Here is a 23286-nt window from a genome sequence, read left to right on the forward strand (position 1 = left end):
AAATTTATTTGTTTTTCTTCCCCTTTTTTATATCCTTAAACGATACAAACAGTGGGTACAATGCTATGAACAGCAGTATAAAAATCACATTTATGCCAACCAAAGCATAGAAGTTCAGGTTAGGGCTCATATATAACACACCTACATTCGCCGCTACGGCGAGAACAAACAAAATGAGTATAAGTACCAAGCAAAGCCTTTTGCTCGCTCTGAACTCATTTTTGCAGTGATAACAGGTATGTGATTTTTCTTTTACAATTTTTTTAACCTCTCTGTAGCCGTAAACGGTATGGCAGTGAGGACAAGTAGGTAACTTCAGCATAAATTAAAATTTTCTGTTTGCGGTGTATTTGTTTGTATCGGCTTTTTTGTTGTCGTCGCTCTCTTCCTTTTGCGGAATGTAGTGGCGTGAGCGTGAAAAGCCCGTATCTGCGTCCGAACGGATTTTCTTAAGCGGTGCGTCCATAGATGCGTGGTCTTCGCTTACATCGCTTATAACAGGCACAAAAGCCACGGTCTTATCCGTTTCCTTATCTGCCTCTTTTTCTTCGTCCGCTCTGTTCATCTCTTCCTGCAAATGTATTCTCTCGGCGTCACGCTTTTGCTTGAGCTGATTAAACACACTTGTATCTATGGCAACCTTAGGAGTTGTATCCTCGGGTTCGGATGTAATTGTGTGTGATGTTCTCATCGGGTTAAAGTCAAACTCATCGGTTATATCGCCGGCAATATTTTCGGAGTAAACCATACCGGCCTTTTTAGCCTCCATGGATTTCTTATATTTTTTAAGAGGAACATAATTCAAAAAGACGGGAGATATAAGCATAAAAATTACAAGCGGTACGGCAACAAACAAAACTCCGAGAGGATTGCTGATATTGCCCGACTTAATCCAGTAAAGCATAATGCCTGCGGCAACCGCAACTGCAAGTGCAAAGCCGACAAAAATCATTTTGTTAATTACGACTTTACTTTCCTTTCCGCATCTTGTGCATATATATTCACTTTTTCGTCTGCTTGAAAAACCCGAAATATACGAAATTCGTTTTGAACAGTAAGGACATTTTTTTGCTTTCATAAACAATCCCTCTTTTTGAATGTATTTTAAAATGAATAAATATTCATTAGTTATTCACATAATTTGTATTTTATTGCATCGCTTAAATATTGTTTTTATTAAAATTATACTTTGAGTAATATTAATTAATTTCCGACTGCAATATTTTATAAGTACCTTCTTTGTTACGCTTATACAGCGTTTTACTCGAAAGCTGGCTTATATAAACCATGATTTTTCCGTTTTCCTTGCAGACAATAAATGACTTTGGCAGTTCATAAGAAACATTCACAACATTTCCTTTTTTCTCTGCCTCTGTAAGATAATCTCTCGTTTTTTTAGAAACGGTACATCTGTCCATATCAAAAATACCGATAATTGATTTTGTGGTTATGACAGTATCCTGTCCCAAATGTAAATACATTTCAACTGATTACTCCGTTACAAACATTAAAAATTTTGCCGTGCTTAAGCTGCTCCTTGTTTGACTGCTCGCAGCAGGTTATAAAAACCTGGCAGTCATCAAGTTTATTCAGTAAAAAATCCTGTCTTTTGGAATCAAGCTCGCTCATAACATCGTCGAGCAAAATTATCGGCTTTTCGCCCATTCTTTCAGACAAAACCGCCGCCTCGGCAAGTTTTAATGACAATACCGCACTTCTTTGCTGCCCTTGCGAGGCATAAAGTCTTGCATTTTTGCCGTTTATAAGTATCTCTGCATCATCTCTGTGCGCACCTTTTGTAGTACAGCCGTTTCTTATATCATCTGCCCTGCTTTGTTCAAAAGTTTCGCATAATTTTTGGTGAATTTGCTCAATGCTGTCGCCGTATTCGGCATTTGTAGTCGATAAATACCTGATTTCAAGCTGTTCTTTGCCGCCCGAAATGCCAAAATGGTATTCCGCAGCCCGTTTTTCGAGCATCTGGAGATACTCCATTCTCTGTTTTATGAGTATAGCACCGTTCAAGAGCAGGGAATTGTCCCAGATTGAAAGAGTTTCTTCAAGTTCGGGATGCCTGTAAATATCTTTGAGCAAAGAATTTCTCTGATTAAGCGTGCGGTTGTACTTTGAAAGCACCACCGCATTTTTTAATTTTTCTCTGCAAATAGCGCTGTCAATGAATTTTCGCCTTTCGGACGGGCCTCTTTTAATTAAATTGAGATGTTCGGGCGAAAAAACGACCGCACAATATTTTTCAATCAGTGCCGCAGCCGAATTTTTGGCTACAGAGTTGATTTCTACCTGCTTTTTATTGCCTTTGAATTTTATAGAGGCGGTCTGCTCCCTGTCCTGTCCGAAAAATCGGACTTCGAGTTTTGCAAAAGGCTTGCCAAAACCTATAAGTTCGTTGTCCTTTGAACCCCGAAACGAATGACCGCCGCAAAACATCCAAAAAGCCTCAAGCAGATTGGTTTTTCCCTGTGCGTTGTCGCCGTAAATTACATTCACACCGTCGCACGGGGTAATAATTGCGTCATCAAGATTTCTGTAATTTTCAAATTTCAGCGCAAGTACCTTCAAAAAATATCATTCCCAGCTCAGATAACGGTAATTTTTTCTCCGTCAAACTCTGCAAAGTCGCCTTTACGCATTTTTTTGCCACGCATAGTGCAAACCTCACCGTTTACGGTGACATCTCCGTTCTGAATTATCATTTTTGCCATTCCGCCCGTGTCACAAAGACCTGCAAGCTTAAGCAAATCCTGTAATTTTATACATTCTGTGTCAATGCTGATTTTTTTATCCTTCATTTGAAAGCCTCATTGGAACTACAATGCTCAAAAAGCTGTCGCCCTTCACCGGTTTGATAACCATCGGCTTAATCGGGCCGCTTAAAGCAAGTCTGATTTCATCGGTATCGCAATTTTTGAGAGCGTCAAGCAAATATTTGTTGTTAAAACCAATCTCAACTTTTTCTCCCATAATCGAAACCGAAATACTGTCGTTTGCTCTGCCGACTGCAGACGCACATGAAAGTTTGATTTCGTCATTATCAAAATTGCATCTTACAGGGCTTTGAATTCTGTCGTTGTTTAAAAGTGACATTCTTTCAACCGAGTTTATGATAACTCTTGTGTTTATAATGACCTCTGTTTTTACATCGGTCGGAATAGTTGTCTTGTAATCGATAAAATTACCCTCGATAAGTCTTGAAATTACTCTGTAATTGTCAACCTTGAAGGTGATGTGTCTTTGACCTATGATAATATCTACATTTTGCTCGTCATCGCCCAAAAGTTTGAGGACTTCAAGCTGAGTTTTTCCCGGAACAACAAATTTATTTTTGCTTTCGGAATCTACATTTTCACTTCTGATTGCCATTCTGTAGCCGTCAATTGCTACGATTCTGAAAAGTCCGTCTTCAATTTCAAAAAGTGAACCCGTATAAATCGGCTTTGCGTTGTTATCGGACACGGCATATACTGTCTGCCTGATCATTTCACGCAGAGTTTTTGCATTTACGGTAATCATATCTGTCTGTTCAAAAGTAGGAAGATCCGGATATTCGATTGATGACATTCCCACAATTTGGTAATCTACATTTCCGCAGGTAATGTAAGTCACCATTCTTTCGTCGGTCTCAATCATAACGATTTCTTCCGGCAACTTTCTGACAATATCAAGAAAAAGCTTTGCACTGACAACAATTTCGCCTTCCTCCTGGATGGTAACATCAATGTCAGTTGTGATTCCTATTTCAAGATTGTAGCCTGATATATTTAGTGAATTGTCGTACGCTTTTATAAGCACACCTTCAAGAGCGGGTATTGCAGCTTTTGAAGATACTGCTCGTGACACATTTGACACAGCGTTAGCGAGGTCTGTTCGCAAGCACGAAATTTTCAAGTGTAGCTCTCCTTTATGTAGTGATAATTTAAATATTTCGTAGTAGTAGTAGGGGGTGTTAAATTGTTAAAAAATTGTAACTTTTCCGATTATTCCTTAAAAAAACCGTCCACAAAACACTCCACAGCCTTTTAACAGCTTTTGCATCGTCTGTTAAAAGGACTTTTTCTTTCAACATAGGGTTGAAAATTGTTAGTGAAATGTTAATAAAAATGTTAATCGGATTCGGTATAAAAAAGCCTTTTAAAAGCTGTTTTTTATAAGATTTCCGACTGTACGGAAAAATCCTGCCACATTTTTGATTAAAAAATCCGTAAATTTTACGCTTTAAAAATTGTAAATTCAAAGCCTGTTTTTTTAGATTTTTCTATACTATTATATATAGGCAAAAATCTCCTCTTTTTCAGGCTCATAAAAATACGGATTTTTTCCTGATTTTTTTGCTGTGAACGCAGCTTTTTAGGGTGTTCCCCCAACTACGGTGAAAATAAGTCCGAAATTGCATTAATTAGTGCAATTTACGGAAAAATATTTCAAAGTTTTTTAGAAATAAATTTTTAATATTTTTGAACATACTAAAAATGTTGAAATTATGGAAAGGCATTAACAGGTTGTGTTAAATCTGTATGCTTTCAAGTATTGACCAAACGGCTGAAAGCTAAGCCTTTAAGCCGAAATTTAAGTGTTTACAAATGTTACAAAACTGTAATGTTAATAATGTTAAAAGGTTAAAATCGTGTAACCAAATATGTTGAAAACCCGTTGAACTACCTGTCACGGATATTCTTGATGGTATCGTCGATTATCTCTTTGATCTTGCGGTCATTCTGCATCATTTTCTTAACCTTTTTAACGGTATAGATAACGGTGGAGTAATGTCTGCCGCCGAATTCTTCACCGATGTTTGCCATTGAGAGTGTTGTAAGCTCTCTTGAAATATAAATTGCAATGTGTCTGGCATTGCTGATGTTTGCACTTCTGTTGTTTTCAGAACGGATAGCCTCGGGAGTAACGCCGAAAGTACGGGAAACTTCCTCGATAATGCGCTCTACGGTAACCTCCGGCGGAGTATCGTTATTAAGAATGTCTGAAATAACCTCCTGAACCGAAGAAACTGTAATTTTCTCCTGATTTACGAGGTTTTTTGCCTTTAATTTTTTAACTGTGCCCTCAAGCTGACGAATATTAGCCTTGATTTTAGAAGCAATGTACTCGCAAACCTCATTTGAAAGGTCGAGATCGAGAAGCTCTGCCTTTCTTTTAATGATAGCGATTCTTGTTTCTACATCAGGCGGCTGAACATCGGCAATGAGGTCGGACTCAAATCTTGAACGAAGTCGGTCGTCAAGGGTTTTAATTTCCTTTGGCGGACGGTCGGATGTAAGAACGATCTGCTTGTGGGCGTCATAAAGAGCATTGAAAGTATGGAAAAATTCTTCCTGTGTACTTTCCTTACCTCCGATAAACTGAACGTCATCGACGAGCAGAATATCTGCTTGTCTGTATTTTTTTCTGAACTCGCTCATTCGTGCCATACGAAGTGACTCGATAAGTTCGTTGGTAAAATCGTCACCTTTTATGTAACAAATAGTTTTTTCGGGTGAATTTTTCTTGATTTCGTTGCCGATTGCATAAAGCAAATGAGTTTTGCCAAGACCGGAATTTCCGTATAAAAACAGCGGATTGTAGGCATTGGCGGGATTTGTGGCAACTGCAAGACAGGCTGCATGAGCAAATTTGTTTGATGAGCCGACAATAAAAGTATCAAAAGTATATTCATAACTTATGTCTGTGATTTCCGCATTTGCAGCTGCCTGTTGTTCCTCTTTGACAGAGATTTCTTCGGGAATTTTCATTTCAATAACGAAAATCTGACCGAAGACGGCTTCAAAAGCCTCATTGAGCAGAGAAAGATAGCAGCGAGTTATAGTCTGACGATGAAAATCGTTAGGAACTAAAATTACAGCTTTGTTCTTGTCAAAATCAAGTTCGATAGGCTCGATTCTGCTGATCCAAGTGTTGTAAGCGACATCGGTAATTTTAGTTTTGCAATAACTGCATATGATTCCCCACGCTTCTTCAAAAGATTCCATATACGACTTCCTTCCCATAATAAATACGGCAATATCGCCATATTACCCCATAGTAAATCTATTCTATTATATTATAGAACACTTCCTAAAAAAAATCAATCTTTTTATTACTCTAAAAATAATGGCTTTTAAGGTGCTTTTAAAGCCCGAGAGAGGATTTTTATTTAATTTTTGACTTTAAAAGACTCTTTTTTAAAACTTAGGAATACGCTTAATTAAAACTAAAAGAGAAAACCGAAAATTTTATAATTGCTTTGAAACGGAAAAAATAAAAAATCGGATGTTTATTTTTCTTTCAATTTTCTTTTTATATTAATTTTTATATTAATAAATATTATCAGCAATCTTTTTCTATATATAAGTATATAAGCAAACCGTAAAACCGCTCTGCTTTACAAATTTTAAAAAAACTTTTTATTTTTTGTTGACTATAAAGAAAAATTAATATATAATGCTATATTGCAAGGTTATATATTGAAGGGAGGGTTTTCAGTATGTTGAGAACTTATCAGCCAAAGAAGCTCCACAGAAAGAAGGAGCACGGCTTCAGAAAGAGAATGTCTACAGCCAACGGTAGAAAAGTATTGGCTAGAAGAAGAGCTAAAGGTAGAAAAAGGTTGTCTTACTAAAGAACAGGCCACTTTATTACAGTGGTCTTTCTTTGTTGTTTGCGGCTTTTACTTTGCTTAGGTGGTTTTAATTTTGAGTGACTTCATCACTTTAAAGGACAATAGGGATTTTTCCAGACTTTACAGGAGGGGAAAATCCTTTGTAAGTCCTGTTTTGGTAACATATGTTATAAAAAATAAATCCGATAACCTGCGTTTTGGAATAACTACGGGCAAAAAAGTCGGAAAAGCGGTTAAGCGCACCCGTGCAAGGCGTGTGATTCGTGCCGCATATTATCAGCTTTACAATGATTTGAAACCCGGTTACGATTTTGTCTTTGTGGCAAGGTCTAGGACTCCTTTTGTAAAATCTCAAAAGGTATATGACGCTATGAAAAATCATATGGAGTCTGCCGGCGTTCTGAAAAAGTAATATTATGAAAAGAATTTTAATTCTGCTGATAAAATTTTATAAAGCTGCAATCTCTCCGCATCTGCCAAAAAGTTGCAAGTATGAGCCTACCTGCTCTCAATACGGAATTGAGGCGATAGAGCGCTTTGGCGCATTAAAGGGTACCGCTCTGACCATATGGCGGATACTGCGCTGTAATCCTTTTTCAAAGGGTGGCTACGATCCTGTCCCGGAAAAAACGGACAAGCCAAGAAAAATTAAGTGAGGTAGCTTATGGCAAATATATTTGGATTTTTTGGAAGTATTCTCGGCTATGTTCTTTGGGCTGCATTCTACTTTCTAAAAGATTTCGGCCTTTCAATAGTTGTATTTACTATTGTAATCAGACTTATTTTGTTCCCATTTACTGTCAAGCAACAAAAATCTATGGCAGGCACAATGAGGCTGCAAAGAAAGCAAAAAGAGCTTCAGGAAAAATACGCTAATAACAAGGTTAAGCTCCAGGAGGAAATGAACAAGCTTTACGAAAAAGAGGGAGTAAAGCCAATGGGCGGTTGCCTTACAATGATAATTCCTCTCCTTGTAATGCTCGGTATTTTTTATGCCGTTGCATATCCTCTTACAAACACACTTCATCTTAACTCGGACACAGTAAACAGTGCTGTTTCGTATATGAACACAATTCCGGGTTACACAATAACAACAAATGCTACTTATCAGCAAATCGAGCTTATCAGGGTGTTCCCAAGCATTATGAACACTGAAACAATTCAGGGACTGTTCTCAGCTGCGGACTGCCAGCAGATAATCGATTTTGCAAACGGATTTAATATGATGGGAATCAACCTTCTTACAATTCCAAAGGATATGGGTATTTTCTCATGGTACTCACTCATTCCTGTACTTTGTTTTGTATCATATGTTGGTTCACAGTTAGTAATGCAGAGAATCAATAAGGCTCAGATGGCACAGCAGCAGGGTTGTCTAAAGGTAATGCTGTATGTAATGCCGTTATTCACAGCCTATATCGCATATACCGTTCCGGCTGCGGTAGGTTTTTACTGGATTTGCTCATCAGTAATTGCATTTATCCAATCGCTGATTATAGCAAAGTTCTTTACTCCGGTACACTTCACCGCAAAAGAAGAGGCTCGTCACATTGCTCTTATGGAGCTAAACGAGGCAAATGTACCTTATGTTTACTCACCTGTTGAACAGAAGACAAGCACAAAGTCAAACGTGAACGGCAAAAAGAAAAAGAAGTAATTGAAATAGGTGAATACTATGATTAGAGAAGCAATCGGCGTTGGCGAAACTGAAGTTCTCGCCCTTGAAGACGCAAAAAGACAGCTCGGTATTGACGAATCCGAGATTGTTGAGTTTGAGGTTATTCAGCGTGCCGAGAAAAAGAAATTCGGTCTTTTTGGCGGTGCACCCGCTAAGGTAAAAATTACTCTTAAGGCAGGCCCGGCCGAAACAGCGGAAGAATTTTTAAGCAATGTACTTAAGAATATGAAGCTTGAGTCGGTTTCTATCAATAAAAAAGAAATTGAAAACGGCGTAGAGTTTGACCTTGAGGGTGAAAATGTCGGTTTTGTAATCGGCAGAAGAGGCGAAACACTCGACGCATTGCAGTACCTTACAAGCCTTGTTGCAAATCACGCTGACAATTCGTACTTTAAGGTTACTGTAAACACAGGCGACTACCGTGAAAAGAGAGAAAAAACTCTTGAAATTCTCGGCAGAAAGCTTGCTTTCAAGGCAATTAAGACAGGCAGAAAAACAAGTCTTGAGCCGATGAACCCGTATGAAAGAAGAATTATTCATACTTCTGTACAGAAGGTGAACGGTGCTATTTCATGGAGCGAGGGCGAAAACGCAAACCGTCATGTTGTAATAGGACCTGATCCAAAGTACAAGAGATATCAGAGAAACAGCAATTCAGGTTACAACAGAGGCAGAGGCGGCAGACGCCCGTACAACAACAACTCTGTTAATAACGAGGTAAATCCCGACAGAAAGCCCCTTAACGAAGGAAGCCTTGACGGACTTTACGGCAGAATTGATAAATAATGATTTTTAAAGAAAGGGGGCATTTTTGCTCCCTTTTGTTTTTTTATTTAAAACCATTTTAAAGAGAGTGATTTTATGTCTGACACTATTGCTGCTATCAGCACGGCGCAGGGTGAGGGCGGTATCTCGGTTATTCGTATTTCCGGTGATTCTGCGTTTACTGTATGCGATAAAATTTTTAAAGGCATCAATAATAAAAAACTTGCCGATATGAAAGGCTATACCGCATCTTTCGGAAAAATTATAAGTGACGGCGAAGAAATTGACGAGGCAGTTGCTCTTGTTTTTCGTGAACCTTTAAGCTATACGGGCGAAAATGTTGTCGAGCTTTCATGCCACGGCGGTATCTATATTACAAAACTTGTACTTCGTGCGGTGCTTGATGCAGGCGCAGTTCCGGCACAGGCAGGCGAATTTACAAAACGGGCATTTTTAAACGGAAAAATCGACCTTTCCGAGGCGGAGGCTGTAATCGACATCATTTCCGCAAAATCCCGTTCCGCCGCAAGGGCGGCTCTTTGTGTAAAAGAGGGTGCGGTTCGCAACAAAATTGACGAAGTAAAAAATCTCTTGCTTTCAACGGCGGCACATCTTTCCGCATGGGCAGACTATCCCGAAGAAGATATTGCCGAAGTAACCGACGAACAGCTTTACGATTCGTTTGATGTCAGCATTGCAATACTTGATGGACTTATTTCGAGTTATGACAGCGGACAGGCGGTAAAGCAGGGCATAGACACGGTAATTGCGGGCAGACCGAATGTAGGAAAAAGCACTCTTATGAACTTGCTTTCGGGTTGCGAGCGCAGTATTGTTACCGACATACCCGGCACAACCAGAGATATTATTGAAGACACGGTAATTGTCGGAGATGTTATTCTTAGGTTAAGCGACACTGCGGGACTTAGAACAACCGATGACAAGGTAGAAAAAATCGGAGTTGACAGAGCAAAGCACAGATTAAAGCAGTGCGGACTTTTGCTTGCGGTATTTGACTATAACCGCAGTCTTGACGATGACGATAAAGAATTGATAGAATCGGCAGGCGAAGTGCCGTGCATTGCAATAATCAACAAAACCGATTTGGACAAACAGCTTGACACAGAGTACATTGAAAACAAGATAAAAAATGTGGTTTATCTTTCGGCAAAAAGCGGAGATGGCAGAGCAGAGCTTGTAAAAGCGGTTGAAGATATTGCGGGAATGGATAATTTTAACCCGAGTGAGGGTGTACTTTCCAATGAAAGACAGAGGCAGGCGGTACTGAACTCCCTAAACTCTGTAAAAGACGCAAAAAATGCTCTTGAAATCGGACTTACCTATGATGCAATCACTGTAAGCATTGAAGAGGCAATTACAAGTTTGCTTGAACTCACGGGTGAGAGAACAAGTGATGAAGTTGTAGACAGAGTATTCCATAATTTTTGCGTGGGCAAGTAATCTTGTTATTGAAAATCGAAAGTCAGAGTAAATTATGGTTTAATGTGCAAATTAAGCGAAATAATTTTAAAATTTAGGTCAAGCCTTTTTAAAGGTTGACCAAACTTTTATAATTTATTAACCCTAAAAAGGAATGAAATATATGAAATATTTTGCAGGAGAATATGATGTAGCAGTTATCGGTGCGGGTCACGCAGGCATTGAGGCGGCTTTGGCTGCCGCCAGACTTGGCTGTAAAACTGCTGTTTTTACTATTAATATGGATGCCGTCGGCAACTGCCCTTGCAATCCGTCAATCGGCGGAACGGCAAAAGGTCATCTTGTTCGTGAAATTGACGCACTCGGCGGCGAAATGGGCAAGACTGCCGACGAATGTTTTTTGCAGTCCCGTATGCTCAACCGTGGTAAAGGTCCTGCCGTTCACTCATTGAGAGCGCAGATTGACCGCCGCAAATATTCAACGGTTATGAAACACAAACTTGAACTGCAGGAAAATCTTGAATTAAGACAGGCGGAAATCGTTGAAATAGAAAAGACAGAGGACGGTTACGACCTTACCACAAGAATGTTAGCGGTTTTTCATTGCAAGACGGTTGTTATTGCCACAGGCACATACCTCGGCGGCAGAATTTTTGTGGGCGAAGTATCATACGAAAGCGGCCCCGACGGCATTTTTCCTGCATCTTTCCTTGGTGCAAGTCTTAAAAAACTCGGCTTGCCGTTAAGAAGATTTAAGACAGGTACTCCTGCCAGAGTTTTAAGAAATTCCATTGATTATACAGACCTTGAAGTACAAAAGGGTGACGAACCGCCGCAGCCTTTCTCTTATGAAACCGAAAGTTTGGGCGAGAACAAGGTGGACTGCTACATAAGCTGGACAAATGACGAAACCAAGCAGATTATCCTTGAAAATATTCACCGTTCACCGCTTTACGCAGGTAAAATCGAGGGTATAGGCCCTCGTTACTGCCCGAGTTTTGAAGATAAAATAATGAGGTTTAAGGATAAGCCAAGACATCAGCTTTTTATTGAGCCGTGCGGTCTTGACACAGAAGAAATGTATTTGCAGGGAATGAGCTCATCACTCCCCGAGGAGGTACAGCTTAAGTTTTACCACACCATAAAAGGTCTTGAAAACTGCGTAATTATGCGCCCTGCCTATGCCATTGAATATGATTGTGTTGACCCGACAGCTATGCTTGCAACGCTTGAATTTAAAGATTTTCCAAACCTTTTCGGTGCGGGTCAGTTTAACGGCAGCTCGGGTTACGAAGAAGCGGCGGCACAGGGACTTGTTGCCGGAATTAATGCCGCTTTGAAAGTCCTCGGAAAATCTCCGCTCATTCTTGACAGAGCAGGCTCTTATATCGGCACTCTTGTAGATGACCTTGTAACCAAGGGTGCAAACGAGCCTTACAGAATGATGACATCGAGAAGTGAGTACCGCTTGATTCTCCGTCAGGACAATGCGGACGAGCGACTTACTCCGCTCGGCCACAAAATCGGACTTATCAGCGAAGAAAGATACCAAAAATTTCTTAACAAACAGGAGCTTAAAAAGCAGGAGATAAAGCGACTTAAAACAACTGTAATTTCTCCGACAGAAGAAGTAAACAAAATTCTTACAGAGCGTGGCACAAGTGAAATTACCACGGGAGTACATCTTATTGACCTTATAAAAAGACCGCAGCTTGACTACAAGTCGCTTGAAAGTATAGACACAGGCAGACCGAAACTTGACCCGAACATTTTTGAGCAGGTTGAAGTGGAAATCAAGTACGAAGGCTACATTTCAAAGCAATTAAAGCAGGTTGAGCAGATGCGCAAACTTGAAAACCGCCGACTGCCCGATGATTTTGACTACAGAACAATTAAGGGATTAAGACTTGAGGCGCAGGAAAAGCTGAATAAAATCAAACCGTTGAGCATTGGACAGGCGTCCAGAATTTCGGGAGTTTCGCCTGCCGACATCAGCGTTTTGCTCATTTGGCTTGCACAGAATAAATAATCGGAGGAATTTATGATTAAGGATTTGCTCCAAAATTATATAAAAGATTACAAAATCACACTCACGGAAAATCAGTACGAGCAGTTTCAAAAATATTTTGAATTGCTTGCAGAGTGGAACGAAAAAATGAATCTTACCGCAATTACAGACGAGAGCGGTGTGGCACTCAAACATTTTACCGACAGCCTTAGCTTGCTCAACTTTGTTGACATTCCGCAGAACAGCAGTCTTGCCGATGTCGGTACGGGTGCGGGTTTTCCGGGTGTTGTTCTGAAAATTGCCAGACCCGACATAAAAATCACCCTTATAGACAGCCTGAATAAAAGACTTGTTTTCTTGGGCGAGGTATGCGCTCAACTCGGTATTGAAGCCGAACTTATCCACAGCAGAGCGGAGGACGGCGCAAGAGATGAAAAACTTAGGGAAAGTTTTGATTTTGCAGTGTCAAGAGCAGTTGCGAGAATGAATGTTTTGAGCGAATACTGCCTGCCGTATGTAAAGGTGGGAGGTGCGTTCTGCGCAATGAAGGGCGCACAGGCAAACGAGGAATTTAAAGAATCTTTAAATGCAATTAACACCCTCGGCGGTAAACTTGAAAAAAAATATTTCTTTGAATTACCCGAAAACGGCGGAGAAAGAGCAATTGCGGTAGTCAGAAAAGTTAAAAACACACCGCAAAAATACCCCCGTCAATCGGGAAAAATTAAAGCAAAGGCTTTGTAATTATGGAAAATAATTTTTATAACATTTTTGATTCGCACGCACATTACGATGACAAATGGTTTGACGAGGACAGAGAAGTTTTGCTTTCCTCAATGAAAGAGAACGGCGTGTGCGGCATTGTAAACAACGCTGTTGATTTAAAAACCGCAAAAGTCTGTATAGATTTTTGCGAAAAATACGATTTTATGTACGGTACGGTTGGATTTCACCCCGAAAATCTCGAAGATATGCCAAATGATTATCTTGACCGGGTTGCAGAGCTTTTAAAGCACAAAAAAATTGTAGCTGTCGGAGAAACGGGACTTGATTATCATTGGGATATTCCTAAAGATTTGCAGAACAGAGTTTTTGAAGAACAGATAAAACTTTCGCTTGATGTAAATATGCCGATAATCGTGCATGACAGAGAGGCACACGGCGATACTCTCAATTATTTGAGAAAGTACAAACCTAAGGCGCTTGTTCACTGCTTTTCGGGCAGTGTTGAGATGATGCGTGAAGTGATGCGCTACGGAAGTTACATCAGTCTTGGCGGAGTTGTTACTTTTAAAAATGCAAGACACAGCGTTGAGGTTGCAAAAGAAGTGCCGCTTGACAGACTTTTGCTTGAAACCGATTGTCCGTATATGTCACCCGTACCGTTCCGTGGCAAAAGGTGCGACAGTACAATGATAAAATATACGGCGGAAAAAATTGCTGAAATCAGAAATACAGATGTGCAGGAGCTTTTAAATATTACCGCAGAAAATGCAAAAAGATTTTACGGAATAGATTAACGAAATTTTTTGACAGAAATTAGATGTCAGCACATAGGTTATAAAAGTTTGGTCAAACTTTTATTAATTTTAAAAAGAACATCAAAAAATTGTCACATTAAAAAGTTACGATATTCATATATAATGAGGGATACGAAAGGAAGTGCCGTTATGAGCAAATTGCTTGTTGTTGATGATGAATACAGAATCAGACAGATTATTAAAAAATATGCCGAGTTTGAGGGCTATGAGGTAGAAGAGGCCGTTGACGGTATGCAGGCTATCGAGCTTTGCAGACGACAGGATTTTGACTTGATTATTATGGATGTTATGATGCCTGAACTTGACGGTTTTTCGGCTTGCAAAGAAATAAGAAAATTTAAATCCACACCTATTATTATGCTTTCGGCAAGAGGTGAGGAGTACGACAAAATTCACGGCTTTGAAATCGGCAGTGACGACTATGTGGTAAAGCCGTTTTCACCAAAGGAACTTATGATGCGTGTAAACGCAGTTATAAAAAGAAGCGGAAAGGCAAACAGCGAGCCTGAAAAGGATATTTTTACATACAAAGGTCTTAGCGTTGATTTTTCCGCACGAATTGTTACCATTGACGGCGAAAGAGTTGAGATGACTCCAAAGGAGTACGAGCTGTTTTTCTATATGGTGAAAAACAAGGGTATTGCGCTCACCCGTGAAAAGCTGATTAGCGAAGTATGGGGTTACGATTTCTTCGGTGACGAGCGTACGCTTGATACTCACATCAAGCTGTTAAGAAAAAGTCTGAAAGATTACAGCAAATGTATTGTTACTCTGCGAGGAGTTGGCTATCGTTTTGAAACACTCTAAATTCAGAAAACTCAGCTGGGCTGAGGTAAAAAACAGAGAAATGCCGTTGCATTTCACACTTTTATGTTATTTTTTGCTTTTTGGTCTTTTAATTCTTGTTGTACTGTGGATATTCCAATCATTTTTTCTTGAATCGTTCTACACATCTACCAAGAAAAATGCGGCGGAAAAAAGTGCAAAAATAATAGCGGAATCTCTTGAAAACAATCAAAATCCGCTTGCAACCATAGAAAATGTGGCGTCATACAATTCTTTGTGTGTACAGGTTTACGATACAAGCACAGCATTTTTTCAAAAACGCTACGAATGTAACTATGCCTCTCCGTCAGTTTCGCTGAACATTGAGGCTCACAAAGTTTATTCATACTATTCTTGTGCGTCCGATAACAACGGAAGCTGCCTTGAAATCATAGGTGAGAACGAACGACAGGACGGTCTTTTTGAAGATTATGAGAAAAATACCGCCACAAACGATACCGCAAGTAAATTTAACTGGAAGAGAAAATCGAGCGGTACAGCAAAAATTATGACATACGGCAAAATTCTCTCTCTCGAGGACGGCACCGAATGTTTTGTAATAGTTTCTTCCGTAATTACACCGATTAATAATACGATTGAAATTATAAAAGACCAAATTTTTGTAATTTCTATTGTATTTTTCGTGCTTGCTGTGGCAATATCACTTTATGCAAGCCAAAGAATTGCAAAACCTATTTCGCTTACAACAAAGGCGGCAAAAGAACTTGCAAAGAAAAACTACGATGTCGAGTTTGATTCAAAGGGTTATCTTGAGGTTCAGGAACTCAACGATACCTTGAATTTTGCCAAAAAAGAACTCGCCGCAAACGAAAGACTGCAACGGGAACTTATCGCAAATATTTCCCACGATTTGCGCACACCGCTTACTATGATTACAGGCTACGGCGAAGTTATGCGTGATTTACCGGGTGAAAATACCGCCGAGAACATTCAGATTATCATTGACGAGGCAACAAGACTTTCAAGCCTTGTAAATGATTTGCTTGATTTGTCAAAATTGCAGTCGGGCACAATGGAACTTCAAAAGTCGGTTTTCTGCATTACCGACAGTTTCAAAACTATTTTTGCGAGATATGCAAAGCTCAAGGAGCAGGACGGATATAATATTTATCTTGATAAATGCAAGGAAAGAGTATTTGTAAAAGCTGACGAACTGAAAATTTCGCAGGTTATATACAACCTTGTAAATAACGCTATTAACTATGCGGGCGAGGACAAAACGGTTGTTGTTACCCAGCAGGTAATCGGTGAAAAGGTGAGAATCAATGTAACCGATCACGGCGAGGGTATTCCTGCCGACAAACTCGAGTACATTTGGGACAGATATTATAAGGTTGACAAGGAGCACAAGCGCAGTGTAATAGGCACCGGTCTTGGACTGTCAATTGTAAAATCTATCTTGAATGCCCACAACGCAAGATGCGGTGTAACAAGCACCCTCGGCAAAGGCAGTACATTCTGGTTTGAACTTGACACTGTAAAGGTTGTTGAGATTAAGGAAGATATGAATTAAAGTATAATTAATCTTTTTATACTTATAATAATTATAACTCAATAATACGGAGAATTTTATATGACTTATGATGAAGCAAAAAACTTAATATCGAAAGGTGAAGGTATAGATATTGAGTTTAAAAAATCAACGGTTGATATAACAAAAGATGTATATGAAACTGTTTGTGCTTTTTCAAATAGATTTGGCGGTCATATCTTTTTAGGTGTTAAAGATGACGGTACAGTAATTGGTGTTGACAAGAATTGCATAGAAAAAATCAAGAAAAATTTTGTTACATCAATTAATAATCCCACAAAATTTTATCCTTTATTGTATTTACAAATTGAAGATATAATTTTTCAAGATAAATATCTAATCCATATTTATGTACCTGAAAATCCACAAGTATGCAGATGCGGAGGTAAAATTTACGATAGAAATAATGATTCTGATGTAGATATAACAAATTCGGGTGATTTGGTTTTTAATTTATATTCCAGAAAACAAGGTAAATGTTTTGTTGATAATGTACTTACACAATATAATATATCCGATTTACGCACAGATGTAATAGAGAGAGCACGAAGAATGTCAAGGGCAAGAAATAAAAACCATCCTTGGCTGACTATGACTGATGAGGAGTTATTAAGGAGCGTTGGTCTTATTGCAAGGGAAAGTAACAGCAATAAAGATGGTATTACATTAGCTGCAATTTTATTGTTCGGTAAAGATGAAATAATAGCATCTGCTTTACCGCAATATAAAACCGATGCTATTTTCAGAGTTGAAAATTTAGACAGATATGACGACCGAGATGTTATAATAACAAATCTTTTTGATACATTTGACAGACTTATGAATTTTGGTAAAAAGCATTTGAGTGATCCTTTTTTACTTGAAGGTGTGCAGGCTGTGAGTGCAAGAGATGCTATTTTACGAGAAATATTTTCTAACAGTCTTGCTCATCGTGATTATTCAACCGGATATGTTGCAAAATTTGTGATTGAAAAGGATAAAATGTTTACTGAAAACGGAAATGTTTCGCATGGTAACGGTGAACTTGAACTTAATGATTTTAAACCTTTTTCAAAAAATCCTGTAATTGCAAAAGTTTTCAGAGAAGTTTCCCTTGCGGATGAGTTGGGTTCGGGAATGAGAAACACTTTTAAATATACAAAGCTTTATTCCGGCGGTACACCTGAATTTATTGAAGGTGATGTATTTAAAATTATTATTCCTCTTTCAAAGGCGGCAACTGAAATTGTCGGTCCTCAAAAAGATGAAAATACCCAAGTCAGTACCCAAGTCAGTACCCAAGGTGAAGATGTTTTTGAAAAAATACTTGATTTTTGCGAAGTTCCTAGAACTAAAAAAGAAATTACTGAATACTTTAATTTAAAAAATGCAAAAGGCTTTGGTAAGAGATATTTAACTCCTTTAATTAGTGAAGGAAAACTTAAAATGACCATTCCCGAAAAACCTACAAGCAGCAAGCAAAAATATATTTCGGTAAGTAAAAGCTAAAAATAAAATCCTAAACAAAGATGTTTGCAAAATAAAAATGTTTTAAAGCAAGAAAATCCGCATTTTACACAAATGCGGATTTTTGTTAAATATCATCTTGTTGTGAATCTTTAAAATATGACCTGTACTGACTCGGAGTAAGATTTTTTTTCTTTTTAAAAAGTCGGGAGAAGTACATTTGATCTGCAAATCCCGATTCGCTTGCAACATCTTTTATGGTAAGATTGGAAGTTGCAAGCAATGAACTTGCCCTTGAAATTCGTAATTTATTGATATAATCGTGTACAGACATACCCATTTCCGATTTAAACAGCTTATAAAGGTAAGAACGGTCGAGTTTCAGATAGTTTGAAACATCGGTTGCGGTAAAACTTGAATTTCGGTAATTGAGTTCAATATATTTTGCCGCAGAGAGTACATAGTGATTAAACTCTTCGTTTACCGCAGGAAAATATTGTATGTAATAAGAAAGCAAATAGCACATTCTTGCATTTATCCTTGCGTTCTGATAAATGTCTCCTTTTCCGTCAACAGTAATATTGAACAATTTTTCAACATCAGGTAATTCAATAGGCGGGGTAACATAAAGTCCCGATGTAAATGCCGTATGAGAAATGAGCCACATATAATCTACACCTGTAAAAAATACATACAGCAATTCGCAGTTGTCATCTCCGCATTCAAAAGTAGCCTCAACATTTGGTCTTACAAATATACTTTGCATTTCGGTTATATCATATTTTATCTTGTCAATCCATAAAATGCCACTGCCCTTCAGTACATAATATAAGGCGGGAATGTTTTGATTAAGGGCAATTATACTGTATTTTTTTGAAAAATGGTACTTTCCGTTTAAAATATTATGAGCGGCTTGTATATTGTATTTATTATATTTTTCCATATTTCACCTGTAAATTTCCGTTTTTTTAGTTTTATGCAACATTTATCTATAAACTAAAAACAAATATCTATATCAATAATTTACAAACTTGTTTATAATAATTACATAATACAACAAAATTTTGTTAAATGCAACATCTGTTTGCGGAGGTAGTGAAAATGAACTACAAATACGAAATCGTAAATTATGACAAAAACATTCCGGCAAAAATTCTATATTGCAATTTATCGTCTGAAACACATAAAACCGAACTTCACTGGCATCGTGAACCGGAGATTGTATATGTACTTGAAGGTCTTGGAGAGTGTTCTCACAACGGCGAGGTTATGGATCTTCCTGCCGGGGAATGTAAAATTTTTAACAGCGAAGATGTGCATTTGGTTCGTCCTAAAATGGGACATCATGCGAATATGATTATTATTCAGCTTTCGTTTGAATATATGAGAATGTTTTGCAAGACCATTGACAGCGTTATCTTTGATCTTCACGAAAGATCCGAGCAAAAAGGTGAAATCTGCGAAATTTTGCGCCAGATTGCAAGTATTGATATAGACCATGACGAATACGGTGTATTAAAGCAGATTTCAGGAGTTAATTTATTATACTACAAATTGCTTAAATATTGTACTTCACTTAAGAGAAGTTCTAATTCTTTCATTATACCGAAGCGTGATTTTTCATATGCAAAAACCGCTATTGCGTATATCAACGAAAACTTCAAGCAGGAGATTCCTCTTAACGAGATTTCAAGCGTGGTTAATCTTTCGCCGTCTTATTTCTCAAAATACTTTAAGAGCGTAACACAGGTTAGCTTTTCGGAGTACCTTGCAAATCTTCGTCTTGAAAATGCTTTGCAGGATATGCTTACAAAAAATTCTACCGTAACGGTTGCCGCAGTTGAAAACGGCTTTGCAAATGTAAAGTCATTCATTACGCAGTGCAAAAAGGTTTACGGTTACACTCCTGCACAGTATAAAAAACATCTGCTTAACAGATGATTAAAATTGATTACAAGTTTTTTCTTTATTATACCCAAAAAAGGACGACCACTGTTTTACAGTGGTTGTTCTTTTTGCGTAAAAATATTGGAGTTTATTAATTAACGCTTAGCTAAATGTTTTACCAATCAATTGTAAAGGTTTGGTCAACCTTTTCAAAGGCTTGACCTAAATTTTTTAATTATTTAATTACAACTTTTCTTAAAACCATAATTTTCTTCAACTTTAGATAAAGCGTCAAAATTCATTGAAATAAGTCACAAAAAGTTTTATAATAAAAGATACGGATAAATCACACCGAAAGGAATTTGAGTATGAATATCAGACAAATTAAGGCTGAAACCGTAACACAAACGGTAAAACAGCTTTTTCTCGACTGCAATTATTTTATCGGAAAAGATATAATGACCGCTCTTGAAAAAGCAAGAGAAAACGAAAAGTCAAAAGTAGGCAAAAGTGTGCTTACACAGATTATTGAGAATGACAAACTTGCCGCAAAGGAAGAAGTACCTCTTTGCCAGGATACAGGTATGGCAATTTTGTTTGTAGAGTACGGCGATAAGGTCGTTATTGAGGACGGCAGTTTTGAAGATGCGGTAAACGAGGGTGTACGACAGGCTTATAAGGATGGTTATTTAAGAAAAAGCGTGGTAAATGACCCTGTTTTTGACCGATTAAATACTAAGGACAACACACCTGCCATTATTCATACAAGAATTGTAAAAGGTGACAAAATAAAAATTACTGCCGGCGGCAAAGGCTTTGGCAGTGAGAATATGTCTGCAATAAAAATGCTTACTCCGTCATACGGAATTGAGGGTGTAAAAAAATTTATTCTTGATACTGTAAGAACCGCAGGTCCTAACCCGTGCCCACCTATTGTAGTAGGCATAGGTATCGGCGGTACATTTGAAAGAAGTGCCCAGCTTGCAAAAAAGGCAACATTCAGAGCAATTGACACACACAATGAAGACGAGCGTTACGCAAAACTTGAGGACGAATTGCTTGAGAGCATAAATAAAATGGGATTCGGTCCTGCCGGTCTTGGAGGAACTACAACAGCAATCGGAGTTAATATTGAAACTTCGCCGACTCATATCGCAGGTATGCCTGTTGCGGTAAATATTTGTTGCCATGCGGCAAGACACGCAAGCGCAGAAATTTAAGGGGGAGAGAACTATGCCTAAAAAATTAACATTACCGCTCAGCGATGAAGATATAAAAAATTTAAAAGCAGGCGAAAGCGTTTTGCTTAGCGGCACAATGCTTACAGGCAGAGATGCGGCACATAAAAGACTTTTTGAGCTTATTGAAAAAGGCGAAAACCTCCCTGTAGATATTAAGGGCGAAATAATTTATTATGTAGGCCCTGCACCTGCAAAACCCGGATACGCAGTAGGCCCTGCAGGCCCTACATCAAGTTATAGAATGGATAAGTACGCACCTGCATTGCTTGACCTCGGATTAAAAGGAATGGTAGGCAAAGGCGCAAGAAATAAGGAAGTAATAGACGCTATTGTCCGTAACGGCTGTGTGTATTTTGCGGCAATCGGCGGTGCCGCCGCTTTGATAGCAAAGAGCATTAAAAAAGAAGAAATGCTGTGTTACGAAGATTTGGGAACAGAGGCGGTCAGAAGATATACTGTCGAAGATTTTCCTTGCATTGTAGCAATTGACAGTAAGGGCAATAATGTGTACGAAACCGAGCCTAAAAAATATAATACCGAAGCGTGAGATTAAGGACTGCCGATAATAATGAGCCGACCTACAATCGTTAGATTTTTAGTCTGACTTTTTGGGGGCGACTCAAAAGCAGTCCTTTTGCTTTGTGAAATTTTTTGTAAGGGTTCTATTCTAAATGCTTGGATAACAATAATAAATTATGGTTTAGCGGAGTGTCGGTCGGGCATTGAAATTTAGCTAACGCTAAATTATCCTCCCAAAAACAAAAAAGTTTACTCAATTTTTTCAAAAATTGCGGGTTTGGGCAGCGCCCATAATATCTTCCAATATTACATTTCATCAGTCGCAAACAGCTACGCTGTTTGCGTGCTTGCACTTAGTTTGACAAAACAGGCGACAGCCTTTTATAAAAGAAATCATTAACTTTTCATTATATATCGAATGGCTTTTTTGTTGCTATCGCATTTAAGGGCATTTGCCGTTGTGTTCAAGCCGCCTAACAGCAAACTGTTAGGCTATCTGAAAATTGCGTTAGCAAAAAGTATTTGTGGGCTTTGCCCACACCCACGACCTTTGAAAAGGTCGACCAAACTTTTATAATTGCTTGGCTAAACTGTGAGTTAAACCATAATTATAAATTATTAAAATTATTGAAATTTTAATATTGTTATGCTAAAATTATCATAATAAACAAGTATTATTTTTAAAATATTGTACAATACAACGAAAGGGAAATCTTATGAAAATTAATCTTGATTTGAATATTGAAAAGCCGAGATACTACACTGTTTCTGATATTACATTTGCTCAGGTTGACGCTTGGTTTGGTCATACAACACGGGATTTAAAGCTGGATTTGATTTATCCGCAGAGCAGAATGAAAAAAGTCCCCTGCATTGTTTGGATTTGCGGCGGCGGTTGGATACGAATGGATAAATCCGCTCACCTTGCTTACCTTGCAAAACTCGCTCTCAACGGTTTTGCCGTGGCAAGCGTTGAGTATCGTACCAGCAACGAGGGTGCTTACCCAATGCCGCTTGAAGATGTTAAGGCGGCTATCCGTTACCTTAAGGCTCACGCCGAGCGTTACTCTCTTGACGAAAATAAATTCGGTGTTGCAGGCGAATCTGCGGGCGGTTATCTTGCCGCAATGTGCGCACTCAACAACGACAAAAGCCTTGATGTCGGCAATTATCTCGATTATTCAAGCGAAGTTCAGGCTTGTTGCCCTTTTTATCCGCCGACAGACCTTTCAACTTTTCCGTACAAATCGGCTCTTGAGGCAGGCGCAAGTATGGAGTCGCTTATGCTGGGAATGAATGTAGTTCTCAACAAGGAAAAGGCGCAGGAATGTTGCCCTGTATCTTTTGTAACACCGTCAGCACCGCCGTTTATGATTTTTCATGGCACAAACGATTCAACTGTTCCGTTTTCGCAAGGCAAGGTGCTTTATGATTTGCTTATAAAAAACGGTTGCGACGCAACTTTGGTAGCCGTAAACGGCGCAGAACACGCAGATATTTTCTTTGCACAGGAAAAACTATGGGATATGGTAGCGGATTTTTTCAAGGACACACTTTATAAATGATATAATTAACAAGAAAAGTTTTCAACAATTTATTATAATGCTGTTGAAAACTTTTTCTTTGTATTTAATATTTATTTTAAGTCGGAAAAAATAAACAAACTTATAGAAAAATATACAATGAATTAAAGAAAAAATCCAAAAAGTATATAAAAAACAGTCAAAATGTGATATAATTATTAATTATAAACAGT

At 38.4% G+C, this 23286-nt stretch carries 24 protein-coding genes; 16 read left to right on the top strand and 8 right to left on the bottom strand.

Annotated features, from left to right (window positions below; translation table 11 throughout):
- Positions 1-4: 4 nt before the first annotated feature.
- The 7 genes from I2E21_RS10515 to dnaA all read right to left on the bottom strand — a co-directional run bounded on the left by I2E21_RS10515 (position 5) and on the right by dnaA (position 5999).
- Positions 5-322 (bottom strand): hypothetical protein, encoded by a 318-nt coding sequence (locus I2E21_RS10515; RefSeq protein ID WP_195411284.1) that lies wholly within the window; start codon positions 320-322, stop codon positions 5-7.
- Between the two features lie 3 nt (positions 323-325).
- Positions 326-1078, bottom strand: a complete 753-nt coding sequence (locus I2E21_RS10520) for a hypothetical protein (RefSeq protein ID WP_195411285.1) — start codon at positions 1076-1078, stop codon at positions 326-328.
- A 121-nt stretch (positions 1079-1199) separates the two neighbouring features.
- Positions 1200-1481 (bottom strand): extracellular matrix/biofilm biosynthesis regulator RemA family protein, encoded by a 282-nt coding sequence (locus I2E21_RS10525; RefSeq protein ID WP_022234748.1) that lies wholly within the window; start codon positions 1479-1481, stop codon positions 1200-1202.
- 1 nt (position 1482) lies between these two features.
- A complete protein-coding gene (gene recF, locus I2E21_RS10530) occupies positions 1483-2580 on the bottom strand; it encodes a DNA replication/repair protein RecF (protein WP_022234749.1) in 1098 nt (365 codons plus the stop codon).
- A gap of 17 nt (positions 2581-2597) precedes the next feature.
- Entirely contained in the window at positions 2598-2810 is a 213-nt protein-coding gene (locus tag I2E21_RS10535) for an RNA-binding S4 domain-containing protein (protein ID WP_195411286.1), read from the bottom strand.
- Positions 2800-3906 (bottom strand): DNA polymerase III subunit beta, encoded by a 1107-nt coding sequence (gene dnaN, locus I2E21_RS10540; RefSeq protein WP_022234751.1) that lies wholly within the window; start codon positions 3904-3906, stop codon positions 2800-2802. The genes I2E21_RS10535 and dnaN overlap by 11 nt, the downstream gene beginning before the upstream one ends.
- 767 nt (positions 3907-4673) lie before the next feature.
- Positions 4674-5999, bottom strand: a complete 1326-nt coding sequence (dnaA, locus tag I2E21_RS10545) for a chromosomal replication initiator protein DnaA (RefSeq protein WP_022234752.1) — start codon at positions 5997-5999, stop codon at positions 4674-4676.
- Positions 6000-6493: 494 nt separating this feature from the next.
- On the opposite strand from dnaA, the gene rpmH reads away from it, so the two are divergent.
- The 12 genes from rpmH (at position 6494) to I2E21_RS10605 (ending at position 17925) form a co-directional block, all read left to right on the top strand.
- A complete protein-coding gene (rpmH, locus tag I2E21_RS10550; RefSeq protein ID WP_022234753.1) occupies positions 6494-6628 on the top strand; it encodes a 50S ribosomal protein L34 in 135 nt (44 codons plus the stop codon).
- Between the two features lie 73 nt (positions 6629-6701).
- Positions 6702-7040 carry a ribonuclease P protein component gene (gene rnpA / locus I2E21_RS10555; RefSeq protein WP_022234754.1) on the top strand — a complete coding sequence of 113 codons (339 nt, stop codon included), beginning with the start codon at positions 6702-6704 and terminating at the stop codon, positions 7038-7040.
- A gap of 4 nt (positions 7041-7044) precedes the next feature.
- Entirely contained in the window at positions 7045-7284 is a 240-nt protein-coding gene (gene yidD / locus I2E21_RS10560) for a membrane protein insertion efficiency factor YidD (RefSeq protein WP_117706617.1), read from the top strand.
- Between the two features lie 8 nt (positions 7285-7292).
- Entirely contained in the window at positions 7293-8285 is a 993-nt protein-coding gene (locus tag I2E21_RS10565; RefSeq protein WP_022234755.1) for a YidC/Oxa1 family membrane protein insertase, read from the top strand.
- Positions 8286-8303: 18 nt separating this feature from the next.
- Positions 8304-9092: an RNA-binding cell elongation regulator Jag/EloR gene (gene jag, locus I2E21_RS10570; RefSeq protein WP_022234756.1), complete on the top strand. Its 789-nt coding sequence runs from the start codon at positions 8304-8306 to the stop codon at positions 9090-9092.
- Between the two features lie 75 nt (positions 9093-9167).
- Complete coding sequence (gene mnmE, locus I2E21_RS10575) at positions 9168-10532, top strand: tRNA uridine-5-carboxymethylaminomethyl(34) synthesis GTPase MnmE (protein ID WP_022234757.1); 1365 nt, start codon at positions 9168-9170, stop codon at positions 10530-10532.
- 142 nt (positions 10533-10674) lie between these two features.
- Positions 10675-12540 (top strand): tRNA uridine-5-carboxymethylaminomethyl(34) synthesis enzyme MnmG, encoded by a 1866-nt coding sequence (gene mnmG / locus I2E21_RS10580; RefSeq protein ID WP_195411288.1) that lies wholly within the window; start codon positions 10675-10677, stop codon positions 12538-12540.
- A 12-nt stretch (positions 12541-12552) separates the two neighbouring features.
- Positions 12553-13263 (top strand): 16S rRNA (guanine(527)-N(7))-methyltransferase RsmG, encoded by a 711-nt coding sequence (rsmG, locus tag I2E21_RS10585; RefSeq protein WP_195411289.1) that lies wholly within the window; start codon positions 12553-12555, stop codon positions 13261-13263.
- A 2-nt stretch (positions 13264-13265) separates the two neighbouring features.
- A complete protein-coding gene (locus tag I2E21_RS10590; protein ID WP_195411290.1) occupies positions 13266-14039 on the top strand; it encodes a TatD family hydrolase in 774 nt (257 codons plus the stop codon).
- Between the two features lie 150 nt (positions 14040-14189).
- Positions 14190-14867 carry a response regulator transcription factor gene (locus I2E21_RS10595; RefSeq protein WP_022234761.1) on the top strand — a complete coding sequence of 226 codons (678 nt, stop codon included), beginning with the start codon at positions 14190-14192 and terminating at the stop codon, positions 14865-14867.
- Entirely contained in the window at positions 14854-16419 is a 1566-nt protein-coding gene (locus I2E21_RS10600) for a HAMP domain-containing sensor histidine kinase (RefSeq protein ID WP_195411291.1), read from the top strand. The genes I2E21_RS10595 and I2E21_RS10600 overlap by 14 nt, the downstream gene beginning before the upstream one ends.
- A 60-nt stretch (positions 16420-16479) precedes the next feature.
- A complete protein-coding gene (locus I2E21_RS10605) occupies positions 16480-17925 on the top strand; it encodes an RNA-binding domain-containing protein (RefSeq protein WP_022234763.1) in 1446 nt (481 codons plus the stop codon).
- 85 nt (positions 17926-18010) lie between these two features.
- On the opposite strand, the gene I2E21_RS10610 is transcribed toward I2E21_RS10605, so the two are convergent.
- Positions 18011-18826: an AraC family transcriptional regulator gene (locus I2E21_RS10610; RefSeq protein WP_186936364.1), complete on the bottom strand. Its 816-nt coding sequence runs from the start codon at positions 18824-18826 to the stop codon at positions 18011-18013.
- A 158-nt stretch (positions 18827-18984) separates the two neighbouring features.
- On the opposite strand from I2E21_RS10610, the gene I2E21_RS10615 reads away from it, so the two are divergent.
- From I2E21_RS10615 to I2E21_RS10630, 4 genes are all read left to right on the top strand, one after another.
- On the top strand, positions 18985-19824 hold the full coding sequence (locus I2E21_RS10615) for an AraC family transcriptional regulator (protein ID WP_195411292.1): 840 nt from the start codon (positions 18985-18987) through the stop codon (positions 19822-19824).
- A gap of 320 nt (positions 19825-20144) precedes the next feature.
- Positions 20145-20990: a fumarate hydratase gene (locus tag I2E21_RS10620; protein WP_303107211.1), complete on the top strand. Its 846-nt coding sequence runs from the start codon at positions 20145-20147 to the stop codon at positions 20988-20990.
- 13 nt (positions 20991-21003) lie between these two features.
- Positions 21004-21558, top strand: a complete 555-nt coding sequence (locus I2E21_RS10625) for a Fe-S-containing hydro-lyase (RefSeq protein WP_186936367.1) — start codon at positions 21004-21006, stop codon at positions 21556-21558.
- Positions 21559-22246: 688 nt separating this feature from the next.
- On the top strand, positions 22247-23095 hold the full coding sequence (locus I2E21_RS10630; RefSeq protein ID WP_195411294.1) for an alpha/beta hydrolase: 849 nt from the start codon (positions 22247-22249) through the stop codon (positions 23093-23095).
- Positions 23096-23286 lie beyond the last annotated feature (191 nt).

It is taken from the genome of Ruminococcus sp. BSD2780120874_150323_B10, assembly GCF_015553695.1.
Taxonomy (GTDB): Bacteria; Bacillota; Clostridia; order Oscillospirales; family Acutalibacteraceae; genus Ruminococcoides; species Ruminococcoides intestinale_A.